We start from the raw sequence: 13,788 nt of genomic DNA, 5'->3' as shown, positions 1-13,788 counted from the left end.
CATTTAATCTTTTTCATTATTTACAATGAGATATAAAAAATACATCCCCATGATCTCCCGAAGCCAGCGAGGGCAAGGTAGTGAAACTTTCGATTCCATTAAGCCAATATGGAAATTATTGATTCACAAAAAGGCAACAAAAACGCCAATATGCACCCATTATGTGCAAGACATTGCCCACTTCCCCCGCAAACCCGCCAAATCCGCGTCTTCGCCATTGTGGTACGCAAATTGCTGAATGCCTTCACGACACAGGTAAAGGAGATGTAAATGAAAGCATTGATCATTGGCGGTGGAATTGGCGGGCTGAGCGCGGCGGTCGCGCTGAAAAATGCGGGAATCGAATGTGACGTTTTTGAAGCGGTAAAAGAAATTAAGCCGGTCGGCGCGGCCATTTCCATCTGGCCGAACGGCGTGAAGTGCATGCAGCATCTGGGGATGGGCGAGATTATTGAAAACTACGGCGGCCCGATGCATTTTCTGGCTTATAAGGAGTATCTGCGCGGTGAAACCCTCACCCAGTTCAGCCTTGCGCCGCTGGTGGCACGCACCGGTGGCCGCCCCTGCCCGGTTTCCCGCGCCGAATTGCAGCGTGAAATGCTCGACTTCTGGGGCCGCGACGCCGTGCAGTTCGGCAAACGCGTTGTCCGCTGCGAAGAAGATGACGACGGCGTCCGCGTCTGGTTTACCGACGGCACGCAGGCTGAAGGCGACTTTCTGATTGCCGCTGACGGGAGCCATTCGGCGCTGCGCCCCTGGGTGCTGGGCTATACCCCCGAACGCCGTTACGCGGGCTATGTGAACTGGAACGGTCTGGTCGACATTGATGAGGAGATTGCGCCGGGCAATCAATGGACCACCTTTGTTGGCGAGGGAAAACGCGTCTCGCTGATGCCGGTTTCCGCTGGCCGCTTCTACTTTTTCTTCGATGTCCCGCTGCCGCCTGGGCTTGCCGAAGATCGCAGTACCCTGCGCGCCGATCTGCGCCGCTACTTCAGCGGTTGGGCACCGCCGGTGCAGAAGCTGATTGCCGCGCTGGATCCGCAGACCACCAACCGTATTGAAATTCATGATATCGAACCGTTTGACCGGCTGGTGCGCGGCAAAGTGGCGCTGCTCGGTGATGCCGGACACAGCACCACGCCGGATATCGGCCAGGGCGGCTGCGCGGCGCTGGAAGACGCCGTCGTTCTCGGCGATCTGTTCCGCCACAGCCGCGACATCGTCAGCACGCTGCGTCAGTACGAAGCGCAGCGCTGCGACCGGGTGCGCGATCTGGTGTTGAAGGCGCGTAAGCGCTGCGACGTCACTCACGGCAAAAATATGCTGCAAACGCAGGCCTGGTATGAGGAGTTAAAAAGCGAAACCGGTGAGCGCATTATTAACGGCCTGTGCGAAACCATTCAGGGCGGCCCGTTAGGCTAACCGGGCCAGCGGCTCCTTCAGCTTGTCTGCATCGCCTCCATCACCGCAGTGAGCTTCTGAATCACCCTTTGCGCCGGACGCGAAAGCTGGCGTGAAGGGGCGGTACATAAGGCCAGCGTAAGCGGCCTCAGCTGCTTATTGCGCAGCGGAACAAACGCCAGCAGACCTTGTTTGACCTCATCCAGCACGTCAAGCCGGCTGAGGATCGTCACGCCGCTGCCTTTCAGTACCAGCGATTTAATCAGCCGGATATCGTTGCAGCCAATGCTGTTGGCCGGAAACAAATCGTGCTGCCGATAGAGCATCGCCACCCGTTCATGCACAATCAACGGCGCGCCGGGCACAATATGTCGCTCTTCGCTGAGCTGGCCCAAAGATACGTTTTCGGCGCACGCCAGCGGATGATCCGGGCGCATCACGACGCCCATCGCCAGCTCGGCAAACGCCAGTACGCTTAGCCCGGCCTGACCTTCCGGGTCGAGAATCAGGCCAAAGTCGAGATCTGCCTGGCGCACCTTCTGGCTGACGGTGTGGCTATCGGAGACCTGCAAATTTAACTCCAGCCACGGCCAGTCGGTAATGATATCCGCCAGCGCGGCGGCAAAACTCCCCTCGGCCAGCGCCTGCACCATCCCCACGCTGACGCTGCCACGCTTTAACCCCTGTAGCTCATCAAACTTTTGTCGCGTGAGATGAAACTCCTTTTGCCAACGCAGCAGATTATCGTACAGCAGCTCGCCAGCAGTGGTCATGCGCAGCCCTTCCGGCAGGCGCTCAAACAACGGCGTACCGAACGTCTCTTCGGCCTGCAGGATTTGTCGGTTAATGGCGGAGGCGGAAATATGCAGTTTTTCTGCCGCGCGCCGCAGGCTGCCGCAGCGCGCCACTTCAACAAAATAGAGTGCAAATCGTGAAAATGGACTCATCCTTTACCTGTTCTCTTTTTTGCAACGGTTAAGTGAATTAATGGTGATGGATGTCAACACCCTAATATGGCAACAATAATCTCACAACAATTAAACAGTTATTTTTGTGAGCCGGAGAACGCCATGCACCAACCGTCTATCGCCCCACCCGCCCATTGCAGCTTTGAACCTGAGGATTGGCTGCGCCTGGCGCAATGCTGGCACCCGGTCGCCCGCGCCTGCGACATTGGCCCGGCCCCGGTGAAAGCTACCCTGCTTGATGAGCCGTTGGTTATCTATCGTATAAAGGGCCAGGTCGTGGTGGCACGCGATGCCTGCCCCCATCGCGGCGTGCCGTTGACGCTGGGCTTTCATGATGAAGAAGGGATCGTCTGCCCGTACCACGGCCTTCGCTTCGGTGAAGATGGCCGCTGCAACCGCATCCCTTCCAGCCCCGACCAACCGGTACCGGCAAAACTCAATCTCACCCATTTTGCGGTGGAAGAACGCTATGGGCTGATCTGGACCTGTCTGGCCTTCGACCCGGAAAATCCACAGCCGTTGCCGGTCATGCCGCACTGGCATGACGAGGGATTTCAGCAGATCAACTGCCCGGCCTTTGAGGTCAACGGCTTTGCGGGCCGCCAGGTGGAAGGCTTTCTCGATGTCGCGCATTTCGCCTGGATCCATACCAACACCTTCGCCGACCCGGAAAATCAGCTGGTGCCCGACTACAGCCCTCAGGAGACGACGTTCGGTTTCATCGCCGATTACTGGAGCTCGGTGGGCAACTATCCCGCCAGCGCCGATTTTCGCGCCCCGGAAGGCTTCCGCTGGCTGCGTCATTTCGAGATGCATCTGCCGTTTACCGCCACCCTGACGATTCATTTTCCCGGTGATGCCAGGCTAGTGATTATGAATGCCGCCTCGCCGGTTTCCGCGCGCGTCACCCGCATGTTTGCTCCCATCGCCCGTAACTTCGACCTGCATGTGCCGGTGGAAGACGTGCACGCCTTTAACCTGCGCGTGTTTGAGGAGGACCGGCTGATGGTTGAGAGCCAGCGGCCTGAGAAACTGCCGCTGGATTTAACCCTCGAAGCGCATATTCCCGCCGACCGTAGCTCCATCGCCTACCGCCGTGGGTTGAAGAAAATGGGCTTCGGTGACTTTTTCCTCGTCTAAATGGAGAACCAGAATGAATGATGTCTTAAAGGTGGTCGTTGAGGGTCTCTGGTGTCAGGGAGAACAGAATCTGGCGATCCGACTAGTCGCTGAAAACGGCCAGCCGCTGCCCGCCTGGCAGCCCGGTGCGCATATCGACGTGCACCTGCCCTGCGGGATTATCCGCCAGTATTCGCTCACCGGCGCAGGAAGCGCCGACGACGGCTATCTGATTTGCGTAGCGCAGGAAAATACGTCACGCGGCGGCTCGCGTTATATCCACCAGCAGCTACGCCCAGGACAGACGCTACTGATTTCGCCTCCGCGCAACCTGTTTCCACTTCAGGCGCTGGAGCCAGTCACGCTGCTGGCCGCCGGAATAGGCATCACGCCGCTGTATGCGATGGCGTTACGTCTGAATGCGGAGGGGGTGCCGTTTAGGCTGCACTATTATCTGAAAAATCGCGCCCAGGGCGCGTTTGTTCGCGAACTGCGGCAGCAATTCGGCGCAGAACAATTCGCGATTCACTGCTCCCAGGAAGGGAACAGCGCCCGCCAGCATCTGGCGCAAGCGCTGGAGGGGGTCGAGCCCCGTCAGCCAATCTATCTCTGTGGGCCGGAAGGTTTCATGGCCGCCGCGCGGAGGGTCGCCGTGGAAAAAGGCTGGTCGCCAGCGCAAATTCACAGTGAAGCGTTTCAACCGCTGGCCCCCTCCATCAGCGCGGAGGAGGATGGTGAAACCTTTAACGTGACGCTGGCCTCGTCGGGCGAACGCTGGCCGGTGCCCGCGAATAAAACCATCGCTCAGGTGCTCCAGGAGAACGGCGTAGCGGTTCCGCTTTCCTGCGAAATGGGGATCTGCGGCGCTTGCCTGACGCCGGTTGTGGAGGGCATTGTCGACCACCGTGATTCTGTGCAGTCGGCGGCGGAGAAATCTGCCAGTAGCCAGCAAATTGCCCTGTGCTGCTCGCGTAGTCGGTCGGCCAACTTGTGCATTGATTTGTAGTCAGGCAGATAATGAAGCGTAAAACGTCATGATGCCTGTTCTCCAACAATATCGCTTAGTTTCTGCCGCGAATTATAGGGCCCAATAACGTGGATATATGATTCTGCTTCGCTAAAAAACGGTATCTAAAATGAATAATCAATCACGCAATCAAAAACCACAATTTCAATACAAAATAAAAACAGGAAATACGATAAATTTAACGACATTCGCACTACTTCTCATGCTAATGATTGATTTACAAACGATAATCATGTTCCTGTTCTCATTTAAAGCAATGTATACCTTCATGCTTAATTGATCCCAATCAAACTACGCATATTTTTATGACCCTTTTCACGACACACAATCTTACCTTTCTTTACGAAACTGTTGCGAGAAATGCGGATACTTTTGTACTAGTAAACGGATTATGAAAGAATACTTTCAGCCACCCTCCGCATAATCACTCAAATTCCCTGACTATCCCCCTGATAAAATGTGAAGTACATCACTACTCCGCACAAAATCGTAATAGGCTGCCAGGCTTGATATTTATGTCAATTTATTACGTTCCCGCCTTCTGTTAGCCAATGCCCTCCAGGCGATTCTCTCTCACCCTTTATGGTCCATCGTTTCAAAAAAAATGTTCTCTCCGCAACCCACATCTTCGGCTTTCATTCGAATATACAAATAATAATCACCAATTACCTTAACGTTTTTAATACAAAATAAGCGGCGTTTTCCGAATATTGACATGTCTTTTTTCCCCCTGCATATTTTACGAAGAAAAATAATGAATCGGATTACATGAGGAATCTCATGAACAACACCAGGACATATCCCGCGAAACGCAGACGTCGCGGCGAAGTACAAAATGCCAGTTTGACTATGCTCAGCGCACGCATCGCTGATGACCTTTGCGAATACGTTCGTGAGGTGGCTTTTCAAACCCGTAAAAGTAAACAACAAATTATCACCGAGGCGCTGATGCTACATCAGGCCAGTGGAATTGAAACACATGAATAAACAAAGAGATAGCATCAAACAGAGACGCCATTGATCGAGCGCTAAATATTTAACAGTGAATAAAAACAATAACCCGTTTTTATTCACTCTCACAGATAACAGGTCAATATCAGCCTGTTTTCGGTGAAATAATGTTTTGTCAGAAAAATAATAAATCACAAAACATCGTGGCTGAGGTTATTACACTTCAGGGCTGCTGTACGCCCCTGCCACTCGCTAAATAAAACCGCCAGAACAGGCGAAAAATTCAGTTAATGACAGGTAACTCATTATGCAGTCCGTAAGTAAAAGTATTATCGCCGTCGCGGTGTTGGCCGCACTGACATCCACTCATGCTAACGCAGTAATTGTCACTTCCGATAGCGTAATACTCCCTAATACCACAACAACGGTGACCCAGCAGTTCCAGTCCGTGGAGAACGCGATTACAGGTAACAGCCAGAAAGCAGATGATGCTTTTACCAAAGCTGACGACGCTAAACAACGTGCTGATGCCGCTTTTACCAAAGCAGATGATGCGATGCGTGAAGCAGGCAACGCCGCGGCATCCATTACAGGACTTGAACGCAGCATAGATACAGTGAAAGACGCTGTCGTTGATGAATACAAAAATCGCGTTGCCGCCGATACAGCATTGCAGGGCCAGATAGATGTGGTGAACAAGAGCATCAAAACTAGCGCCGACGGTTTAGCCCAGGAAATCAAAGATCGTACCGCAGGTGATGATGCCCTACATACCGAGTTGACCAACCAGAAGGCAGCACAGCAGCAGATTGACCAGGCTCAGTCCCAAATCATTGGCACGCATGACAACCTGATTAGTGACAACAAAGCTGCCATTGATACTAATACCCAGGCCATCGGTAATAAGGTTGATACGAAAACCTTTACCGATGACCAGAAACGCCAGGATGATGCCGTTACCGCGTTAACAACTACCGTTAACAGTAAGGCAAGTCAGACCGATGTTAATACTAACAAAAAGGCGATTGCCGCCGATGAAGCTAACATCACCGCCAACAAATCCGCTATCGATACCGAAGTGAAGGCCGAACAGCAGCACTTCTCCACCCTGTCATCCAGCGTGCACCAGGCCCAGACCACCGGCGCAGCCGCTCAGAATCGCGCTGATGTCGCCTTTGCCAACGCGGAAGCTAACCATCAAGCGCTGGTAAACACCAACCAGCGTCTTGCCGACGACGAGAAAACGCTGGCTAACCACGAGCAGCGCATTTCGGACCTGGAAGCCAACAACCGCACCAATTTCAACAAGCTGGAGCAGCAGCAGAACAAAGACCGTAAAGAGTTCCGCGCAGGTCTGGCTGGCGCTTTCGCCCTCACCGCTATCCCGCAAGCGCCGCAGGGCCACACCGTCGGCTTCGGCATGGGCGTCGGGACCTTTAACGGCCAGAACGCCGTATCTGCCGGGATCAGCGCTCGCGTGTCAGCCAACGTTTCCGTAAAAACCGGTCTGTCCTGGGATACCGCGGACAACGTCGGCGCAGGCGCGGGCGTGCTGTTTTCTTATTAAGAGTACATTCCTCCTGCCCTCACAGGGGAACATTATTGCGCTGAACCACGCAATAAGGGCGAAAGCCCAGCCTTCATCGTTATTGTTGTATTTGCCACTTTTTTCGTAGTTAGAGAGATGTTTCCCCCGGGTACGGGGGCTTTTTTAAGTAGAAGGAAAATCTACTTAACAAAGCTGTAATGACGATAGCAACCACAACTAGAAAGTGAGTTTGAAATGAAAAAAACAGCAGTGGCATTGGCCGTATTGGCTTTAGGGGTAACTTCCGCGCAGGCAGCGGAAATCTATAATAAAGACGGCAATAAGCTGGATCTGTACGGCAAGGTTAAAGCCGCGCATAGCTGGACGGACGGCAAAAATGCGGATGGTACCTATGCGCGTCTGGGCTTCAAAGGTGAAACCCAAATCAACGAGGAATTAACGGGCTACGGCCAGTTCGAAGGTCAGCTTGACGCTGCGAAAGCAGAAGGTTCTCAGAATGGCGAATCCACACGCCTGGCGTATGCTGGCCTGGACTATGGTCACAACGTTAGCTTTGACTATGGCCGTAACTACGGTATCGCTTACGATGTCGGGGTTTATACTGACAACCTTTCCGAATTCGGCGGCGACTCCTATGAAGGCACTGATTCATTCCTTACTGGTCGCACTAGTGGCGTTGCTACATTACGTACCAGCAACGCCTTCGGCTTAGCGGACGGCGTCAGCTTCGGCGCACAATACCAGGGCGCAGACGCGACCGATAGCGACCCCGCTAAACAGCATGGTACAGGTTACGGTTTCTCTCTGGGTTATGACAACATCGCTGATTCCGGTATTTCGACTATCGCCACCTACGCGACCAGCGCGGTCACGGGCCACCAGAAAACGGCGGGCTGGACCGGGAACAACGCTGAGTTCTGGGGCGTTGGTGCGAAATATGACGCGAACCGCGTATACGTTGCAACCATGGGCGGCGAATCTCACAATCTGCTGAAAGGCGCTCACGAAGCGAAACACTTTGAAGCGATGGCCGCGTATGTGTTCGACTTTGGCCTGCGCCCGAACGTGGGCTACGTGCACGCACGCGACAATAACAATCGTGATATCACCGAGTATGTCGCACTGGGTTCAGATTACTACTTCAACAAAAATATGGTGGCGGATATCGGCTATCAGATCAATCTGGCTGATAACGGCGACAACACCGTTGTGGCTGGCCTGACCTACCAGTTCTAAGGCCATACGATCGCTACCGTCGGCGGGAAGTGTGGACATGCTATCGCCGACAATCAGACTGACCTGTCTAGATCATTAACTTTGAGTATGTCTTATACTGTCCCCCCGGGTGAGGGGGGATTTTTTGATTGCGGGCAGTGACGCGTAATATCTTTTATAAAACAGGCTATATCGCAATGAAAAAAATCATGGTTTCCGTTCTTGCTCTGACGGCGTTGGCTGCGATGCCAGCACAGGCCATTAACGCCAAATACCGCGAGCAACTTGAACGTTCTGGCTGTACTGAAATGAACGCCGGCGTCTCCTGCGACATTAACAAAACCAAAGCGCAGAACGCCAAACAGGCGCCAAAGGCTGCCGCGAAGCCTAAGCTGACGGCCAGCCAGCAATACGGGCAGATTGTTGGCGAAGCTGAAACTATCCTCGGGATGAAAGGCATTGCGGCGGAGGAGTTTTTGGTTGAGAAAGGCTGGCGCCAGCAGTCTAACGGTGACTGGAAAAAAGCCGGCCACGAACTGCGTATTATCGAAGATAAAGGCGTGGTGCGTAACGCCCAGATCGTTAAATAATAAAAAGGCTCCTGCGGAGCCTTTTTATTACGCTGAATAAGGCGATAGCTGTTTACGGCATCGCCCGCACGATGGGTTACGCCACCTTCTTTACGCGCAATACTCTCTGCGGCAACTCGCCCTCAACGACCAGCAAAGCGGACTTGAGTTCAACCTTCATTCCCTGGCGAATCGAGGCGGCTTTTATACTGGTAGATTCCTGTTGAAAGGCCCCCTCATTGTAGGGGAACAACAGAATACATTCGCCCAACTCTTTCAACTGCCGGAGTGCTTCCGTTCGCGTATTGTAATTGCGATATTTCATTCTATGTTTCACGATCGTTATTATTCACTTATCCTGCGGCGGTGTGTTCTGCATTCTTTTGCCGTACACCGGAAAATAGCCAATGCCAGAAGAAAACTTTGATTCCTGCGCCTGTAAACGTTGCCACATAGAACCATGGACTATGCACCATGGTCGTGCGAATGACTTCCAGCAGATCCACGTTGAAACTGTCTGCCATGGCGTAGTCAATGGTCCCTAAAAACACCAGCGTCAGAGCCATCATCACCATCACCGCGTGCAGCTTGCCAAGCTGTGGCAGGCGGCCGGAAGCCCATTGCCACAAGAAAGTCGTACTCAACAGGAACAGCGCAGATAATAGCAACCCGGTCTTAAAACCAAAGTCTTGAAATTCCCGAAACAAGCTGAGCGCACTCATCAAAATGAATATTCCCAGCATGGCTTTTTTAATAACCCCCATCCTTCCACCTATAAAACCATGACATTAAATAAACAATTAACGTTTACCCGCGCGCATATCGACTTGCACGGATATTTGCAGTTAAGAACGAATATGATTTTTTTAATAAACATCCTGACCAGCAAAATGCCTGGCATGAGACTACCCTGGCAATACTAAGGTTTTTTATTTTTCATGACCAAGAAAAACAAATGTATACTTTAAATACGGAAAAATCCGATCAATAAATAGTGAACAAAAGAAAGCTAAAAGAGATTATTGATATAAACAGTGAGCGTTGAACAAGACGGCCTTGCTGCTGATTAGCTCGTTACCGGTCAGTGATGGCGCATTTGAGAGAAAACGATGCCGATGGCTTGCTGGCGGTGCTCGGCAGGTTGATGATAAATCAGCACTTCCGTACCGAAATTACATGATATTATGCGTAACCCTATTGATTCTTGCGTCTTCAACGCTCGCAGGCCGTCTGTTAAACGCTTTCTAACCCTGAACTCATTGCCATAATGAATACGTATAATAAAAAAGTTCGCGCCTATCACTTCCCCGCATTCCGCTATCTGTTCACCGCCCGCTTGCTGACGGTCCTCGGCAACGGTATGGCGCCGATTGCGCTAGCCTTCGCGGTTCTCGATATCGGCGGAACCGTTTCTGATTTGGGGATGGTGGTTGCCTCTCGTTCCATTCTCAACGTCGCCTTTCTGTTGCTCGGTGGCGTCCTGGCCGACCGCTACTCGCGTAGCCGCGTGCTGGTTTACTCATCCAGCGTCGCCGCCCTCTCGCAGGCCATCGTGGCCTGGCTGGTGCTGGATGGCTCTGCGACGGTATTAAGCCTTGCCCTGCTTGGCATGCTTAACGGGGCCTCCGCCGGTATCGCCTTACCGGCTTCACAGGCGCTGGTCCCGCAGACGGTACCCAGCAATAATCTTCGCGAAGCCAACGCGCTGGTGCAGCTCGGTATTTACAGTGGCACGGTGATTGGCGCGTCCCTTGGCGGGATCCTCGCCAGCTCGGTCGGCCCCGGCTGGGGGCTGGCAATCGATGCCATGGGCTTTGCCGCCGCAGCCCCCCTGTACTTTATGATTCGCGTGGCATCGTCCAGGGTCAGCGCCGCGCAAAGTAACATCCTGCAGGATTTAAAAGAGGGATGGAAAGAGTTCGCCAGTCGTGCCTGGGTGTGGTCAGTCGTGGTTCAGTTTACGATTATCAACGCGGCATTCAGCGGCATAGTGATGGTGCTTGGTCCGGCGATAGCCGACGCCTCCTTTGGCCGGGCGAACTGGGGGATCATTGTGGCGGCCGAAAGCGTCGGGTTAATCGTGGGCACCTTTATCGCCCTGCGCTGGCGGCCACGCCGTGATTTGTTTATCGGCGTCATGCTGGTTGGGCTCTGCGCAGCCCCTATTTTGCTGCTCAGCCAGGCCGCCTCTGCCGTCTGGCTGATGGCGGCGTTCTTTCTTACCGGCGTCGCGTTTGGCCGGTTCGGCGTTGCCTGGGCCCATTCACTGCAAACGCATATCCCGCCGGAAAAACTCGCCCGCGTTTATGCCTATGACGCCGTCGGTTCTTTTGTGGCCATCCCTTTCGGTGAACTGGTTGCCGGGCCGTTAGCAATGCAGTACGGCAACAGCCACGTGTTGTTGGTTGCCGGCATCGCGGTGGTGACCGCCACCGTCTGCGCCAGCCTGGTTCCGGCAATCAGGCGGCTGGAGAATACCGCTCAGGTCAGATCGCTGTAAGCTGATAAACCGGCACGCGTCGCGTCGTGCCGGTTAGCGTATCAAAAACGTCCGTTTCCGACGTGGCGATCCGCATCCCCGTTTTGCGCAGCCGCTGTACATCGGCGGCGATGCGTTGCAGGCCAAACCAGAACAACCCATCCAGCGCCGTCACCGCCAGCCTGTTTTCCAGCGCAAGCCGCAGGCGTTCCCGCGGATGTTTCACCTGCTGGGCGATTTCGCGATAGGGCGTTTCGCCGTTACCCGCCCCGTCGGTGCGGCGAATGCGGGTGGAGAGATGGTATTGAAACGCTTCCGGCACGCCAGTGAGATCGCTTTTCAGGCTATAGACACAGCCAAAACGCTTTCCGTTAAAGGTCGCGCTTTTCTGATTCAGGGCGAGCTCATCGCGCACGCTGGCGATCAGCTGCGGCGCGCGCGTCAGCAGCAGCCGAAAAGGCAGTTCGAAGCTGGTGACGTAATCCACATTCAGCAAGGCAATGCGCAGACGCTCTTCCGCTCCCGCCCCGCTCGCCTGACATTCCGCTATCACATCGGCCCACTGTTTCGTGAGGCGTTCGCTTTCCGTCGCCTCCGTAAAGCGGTATTTCTCAATCTGGTAGTCAATGCGCCCGCTCACCGTTGATACCCTTCTGATTATCGTATTATGCGTCGCTCACTTTACCAGCGACGCGCGAGCACCGGAAGCCTCTATCTGACAACAATAATCCGTGATTTCAACGGCCATCACGACGCCTGATGCTATTCACACGTATCGCGCCACGGCCCGCGCGGGCACGGCTGCATCAGCGCATTCACGCGCTGCGGGTAAATGTCGTACATCCCGCCGTTGAAGGGGTCAACGAGGAACCAGCCGGGGACGCCGAGGAACAGGAGGTTACCGAAGGTGTACCAGTGGGTGGTTCGGGTTTGCAGCGGTACCAGCGTCGGATAATAACCCGCGTGCAGAAAAGTCACGTTATAGGTGAGTTTGCCAAAATAGCGGTTATCCGATTTAGGCAGCGTGACTCGTTGCGGAGTTACGCCGCGCGCGCTCACCACCCCATGATTATCCGAGATAACAAACTGCGCCCCCACCGGGTCGCTTTCCAGATACAGGCTCTGCGTTGACTCGCCGACAATGGTGGCGCAGCCGCTCAGCAGCAAACAGACCACAACGGATAACACGACTTTGACCATTTTTTAGGTTCCACTTTTCCCTCATAAGATAGAATCCTTAAGCGACAAAACAGCGGGTAATATTAAATCGCGCGTCGGTAGGTTAACCCCGCCACCGTGCGCCTTCCGCGAACAAATGCTATGATATGCCAACGATTTTTGGCTGCCTGACAGTCATCTTCACCATGATAAATGACGAGGAATCCCGGCATGAAAGCGAAGTCTGTCACCCTCTATGACGTAGCCGAGCACGCTAACGTCTCGTATCAGACTGTCTCCCGGGTGATTAATCAGGCCGCTCACGTATCCGAAAAAACGCGCCGCAAGGTGGAAGCGGCGATGGATGCGCTGAACTATATTCCCAACCGCATGGCGCAGCAGTTGGCAGGTAAACTGAGCCATACGCTGGGGTTTGCCACCAGCAATCTGGCGCTGCATGCGCCGTCGCAGATTGTGGCCGCCGCCAAGTCGCGGGCGGGCGAACTGCAATTTAACGTGGTGATCGCCATGACCGAGCAGTCTGGCCTGGAGGCCAGCAAAGCCGCCGTCAGCCAGCTGTTGTCGCAGCGCGTTGACGGCATTCTGGTCAATATTCCCATGGAAGAAGAACACACCCAGGAAATCGTTCGGCTGTGCGGCGCTATCCCGGTGCTGTTTCTGGATGTCTCGCCGTCAACCACCACGCACCATATTGTTTTTGACCCGCAGATGGGCGCGAAGCTGGGTGTCGATCATCTGCTCGAACGGGGTCATCAGCAGATAGCCCTGCTGTCCGGCCCGCTAAGCTCCATTTCGGCGCGGCTGCGTTTGGAGGGCTGGCAGTCTTGCCTGGCGGAACACCAGTTGATGCCGGTGGCGGTGATGTTTGGCGACTGGAGCTCGCTATCGGGCTATCAGCAGGTTACGCGGCTGCTTAACGAGGGAACCCTCCCGACGGCCATCCTGGTGGCGAACGATCAGATGGCGCTGGGCGCGCTACGCGCACTTTCCGAATACGGTTTGTCGGTCCCCGGGGCCGTCTCGGTGGTCGGCTACGATGATACGGAAGATAGCGCCTGCTTCACCCCGCCGCTCACCACCATCAAACAGGATTTCAGGGCGTTAGGGAAAGTCAGTATTGAGCGTCTGCTGGCGCTGATCGACGGAGAAGAGACGGTATCCGAATTACTGCCGGTCAGTCTGGTGGTGCGCAAAACCACCGCCCAACCGCCATCTGATTCGCTCAGCCCGCAGCAGCTTGCAGAGGAACTGGCTCGCCTCGCCCGGCAGGTTGCCCGCCTGCAATAACCGCTCTCCTGCGCCCCGCCTACGGGGCCATGATTTGTGAT

Annotated in this window: 14 protein-coding genes; 9 read left to right on the top strand and 5 right to left on the bottom strand. The window is 54.3% G+C overall.

What is annotated here, in order from left to right; translation table 11 throughout:
* The first annotated feature begins 270 nt into the window (after positions 1-270).
* Entirely contained in the window at positions 271-1,425 is a 1,155-nt protein-coding gene (gene hpxO / locus ACW14G_RS12310) for an FAD-dependent urate hydroxylase HpxO (RefSeq protein ID WP_249023153.1), read from the top strand.
* Between the two features lie 17 nt (positions 1,426-1,442).
* On the opposite strand, the gene hpxR is transcribed toward hpxO, so the two are convergent.
* Positions 1,443-2,351, bottom strand: a complete 909-nt coding sequence (hpxR, locus tag ACW14G_RS12305; protein ID WP_249023152.1) for a LysR family hpxDE operon transcriptional regulator HpxR — start codon at positions 2,349-2,351, stop codon at positions 1,443-1,445.
* Positions 2,352-2,474: 123 nt separating this feature from the next.
* Here hpxR and hpxD point away from each other — a divergent pair, with 123 nt between their 5' ends.
* The 6 genes from hpxD to ACW14G_RS12275 all read left to right on the top strand — a co-directional run bounded on the left by hpxD (position 2,475) and on the right by ACW14G_RS12275 (position 8,823).
* On the top strand, positions 2,475-3,512 hold the full coding sequence (gene hpxD, locus ACW14G_RS12300) for a molybdenum cofactor-independent xanthine hydroxylase subunit HpxD (RefSeq protein WP_167575650.1): 1,038 nt from the start codon (positions 2,475-2,477) through the stop codon (positions 3,510-3,512).
* Between the two features lie 13 nt (positions 3,513-3,525).
* Positions 3,526-4,497: a PDR/VanB family oxidoreductase gene (locus tag ACW14G_RS12295; RefSeq protein WP_249023151.1), complete on the top strand. Its 972-nt coding sequence runs from the start codon at positions 3,526-3,528 to the stop codon at positions 4,495-4,497.
* A gap of 801 nt (positions 4,498-5,298) precedes the next feature.
* Positions 5,299-5,505: a hypothetical protein gene (locus tag ACW14G_RS12290; protein WP_249023150.1), complete on the top strand. Its 207-nt coding sequence runs from the start codon at positions 5,299-5,301 to the stop codon at positions 5,503-5,505.
* 271 nt (positions 5,506-5,776) lie between these two features.
* Positions 5,777-7,036: a YadA C-terminal domain-containing protein gene (locus ACW14G_RS12285; protein ID WP_419058301.1), complete on the top strand. Its 1,260-nt coding sequence runs from the start codon at positions 5,777-5,779 to the stop codon at positions 7,034-7,036.
* A 216-nt stretch (positions 7,037-7,252) separates the two neighbouring features.
* Positions 7,253-8,254 carry a porin gene (locus tag ACW14G_RS12280; RefSeq protein ID WP_249023148.1) on the top strand — a complete coding sequence of 334 codons (1,002 nt, stop codon included), beginning with the start codon at positions 7,253-7,255 and terminating at the stop codon, positions 8,252-8,254.
* 176 nt (positions 8,255-8,430) lie between these two features.
* Positions 8,431-8,823 (top strand): hypothetical protein, encoded by a 393-nt coding sequence (locus ACW14G_RS12275; protein ID WP_167574670.1) that lies wholly within the window; start codon positions 8,431-8,433, stop codon positions 8,821-8,823.
* 76 nt (positions 8,824-8,899) lie between these two features.
* Here the strand turns inward: ACW14G_RS12275 and ACW14G_RS12270 are convergent, their stop codons facing one another.
* On the bottom strand, positions 8,900-9,127 hold the full coding sequence (locus ACW14G_RS12270) for a hypothetical protein (protein WP_167575646.1): 228 nt from the start codon (positions 9,125-9,127) through the stop codon (positions 8,900-8,902).
* 28 nt (positions 9,128-9,155) lie between these two features.
* Positions 9,156-9,566, bottom strand: coding sequence for a hypothetical protein (locus ACW14G_RS12265; RefSeq protein WP_249023147.1), 411 nt, complete (start codon positions 9,564-9,566; stop codon positions 9,156-9,158).
* Between the two features lie 503 nt (positions 9,567-10,069).
* Here ACW14G_RS12265 and ACW14G_RS12260 point away from each other — a divergent pair.
* Positions 10,070-11,302, top strand: coding sequence for an MFS transporter (locus ACW14G_RS12260; protein ID WP_249023146.1), 1,233 nt, complete (start codon positions 10,070-10,072; stop codon positions 11,300-11,302).
* Here ACW14G_RS12260 and ACW14G_RS12255 read toward each other — a convergent pair.
* Both ACW14G_RS12255 and ACW14G_RS12250 read right to left on the bottom strand, forming a co-directional pair.
* A complete protein-coding gene (locus tag ACW14G_RS12255) occupies positions 11,289-11,921 on the bottom strand; it encodes an ECs1377 family protein (RefSeq protein WP_167575643.1) in 633 nt (210 codons plus the stop codon). The two genes, ACW14G_RS12260 and ACW14G_RS12255, sit on opposite strands and share 14 nt — an antisense overlap.
* A gap of 122 nt (positions 11,922-12,043) precedes the next feature.
* Positions 12,044-12,481 (bottom strand): hypothetical protein, encoded by a 438-nt coding sequence (locus ACW14G_RS12250; RefSeq protein WP_249023145.1) that lies wholly within the window; start codon positions 12,479-12,481, stop codon positions 12,044-12,046.
* A gap of 189 nt (positions 12,482-12,670) precedes the next feature.
* Between ACW14G_RS12250 and ACW14G_RS12245 the strand changes: the two genes are divergently transcribed.
* Positions 12,671-13,747, top strand: coding sequence for a LacI family DNA-binding transcriptional regulator (locus tag ACW14G_RS12245; protein ID WP_249023144.1), 1,077 nt, complete (start codon positions 12,671-12,673; stop codon positions 13,745-13,747).
* The last annotated feature ends 41 nt before the right edge of the window (positions 13,748-13,788 follow it).

It is taken from the genome of Kluyvera sp. (genome assembly GCF_965301105.1).
This window is presented reverse-complemented; position numbering and strand designations above follow the sequence as displayed.

Excerpts from the sequence above, each read along its gene's own strand:
- hpxO (WP_249023153.1), top strand. The coding sequence starts at position 271 with ATGAAAGCATTGATCATTGGCGGTGGAATTGGCGGGCTGAGCGCGGCG.
- hpxR (WP_249023152.1), bottom strand. The coding sequence starts at position 2,351 with ATGAGTCCATTTTCACGATTTGCACTCTATTTTGTTGAAGTGGCGCGC.
- hpxD (WP_167575650.1), top strand. The coding sequence starts at position 2,475 with ATGCACCAACCGTCTATCGCCCCACCCGCCCATTGCAGCTTTGAACCT.
- ACW14G_RS12295 (WP_249023151.1), top strand. The coding sequence starts at position 3,526 with ATGAATGATGTCTTAAAGGTGGTCGTTGAGGGTCTCTGGTGTCAGGGA.
- ACW14G_RS12290 (WP_249023150.1), top strand. The coding sequence starts at position 5,299 with ATGAACAACACCAGGACATATCCCGCGAAACGCAGACGTCGCGGCGAA.
- ACW14G_RS12285 (WP_419058301.1), top strand. The coding sequence starts at position 5,777 with ATGCAGTCCGTAAGTAAAAGTATTATCGCCGTCGCGGTGTTGGCCGCA.
- ACW14G_RS12280 (WP_249023148.1), top strand. The coding sequence starts at position 7,253 with ATGAAAAAAACAGCAGTGGCATTGGCCGTATTGGCTTTAGGGGTAACT.
- ACW14G_RS12275 (WP_167574670.1), top strand. The coding sequence starts at position 8,431 with ATGAAAAAAATCATGGTTTCCGTTCTTGCTCTGACGGCGTTGGCTGCG.
- ACW14G_RS12270 (WP_167575646.1), bottom strand. The coding sequence starts at position 9,127 with ATGAAATATCGCAATTACAATACGCGAACGGAAGCACTCCGGCAGTTG.
- ACW14G_RS12265 (WP_249023147.1), bottom strand. The coding sequence starts at position 9,566 with ATGGGGGTTATTAAAAAAGCCATGCTGGGAATATTCATTTTGATGAGT.
- ACW14G_RS12260 (WP_249023146.1), top strand. The coding sequence starts at position 10,070 with ATGAATACGTATAATAAAAAAGTTCGCGCCTATCACTTCCCCGCATTC.
- ACW14G_RS12250 (WP_249023145.1), bottom strand. The coding sequence starts at position 12,481 with ATGGTCAAAGTCGTGTTATCCGTTGTGGTCTGTTTGCTGCTGAGCGGC.
- ACW14G_RS12245 (WP_249023144.1), top strand. The coding sequence starts at position 12,671 with ATGAAAGCGAAGTCTGTCACCCTCTATGACGTAGCCGAGCACGCTAAC.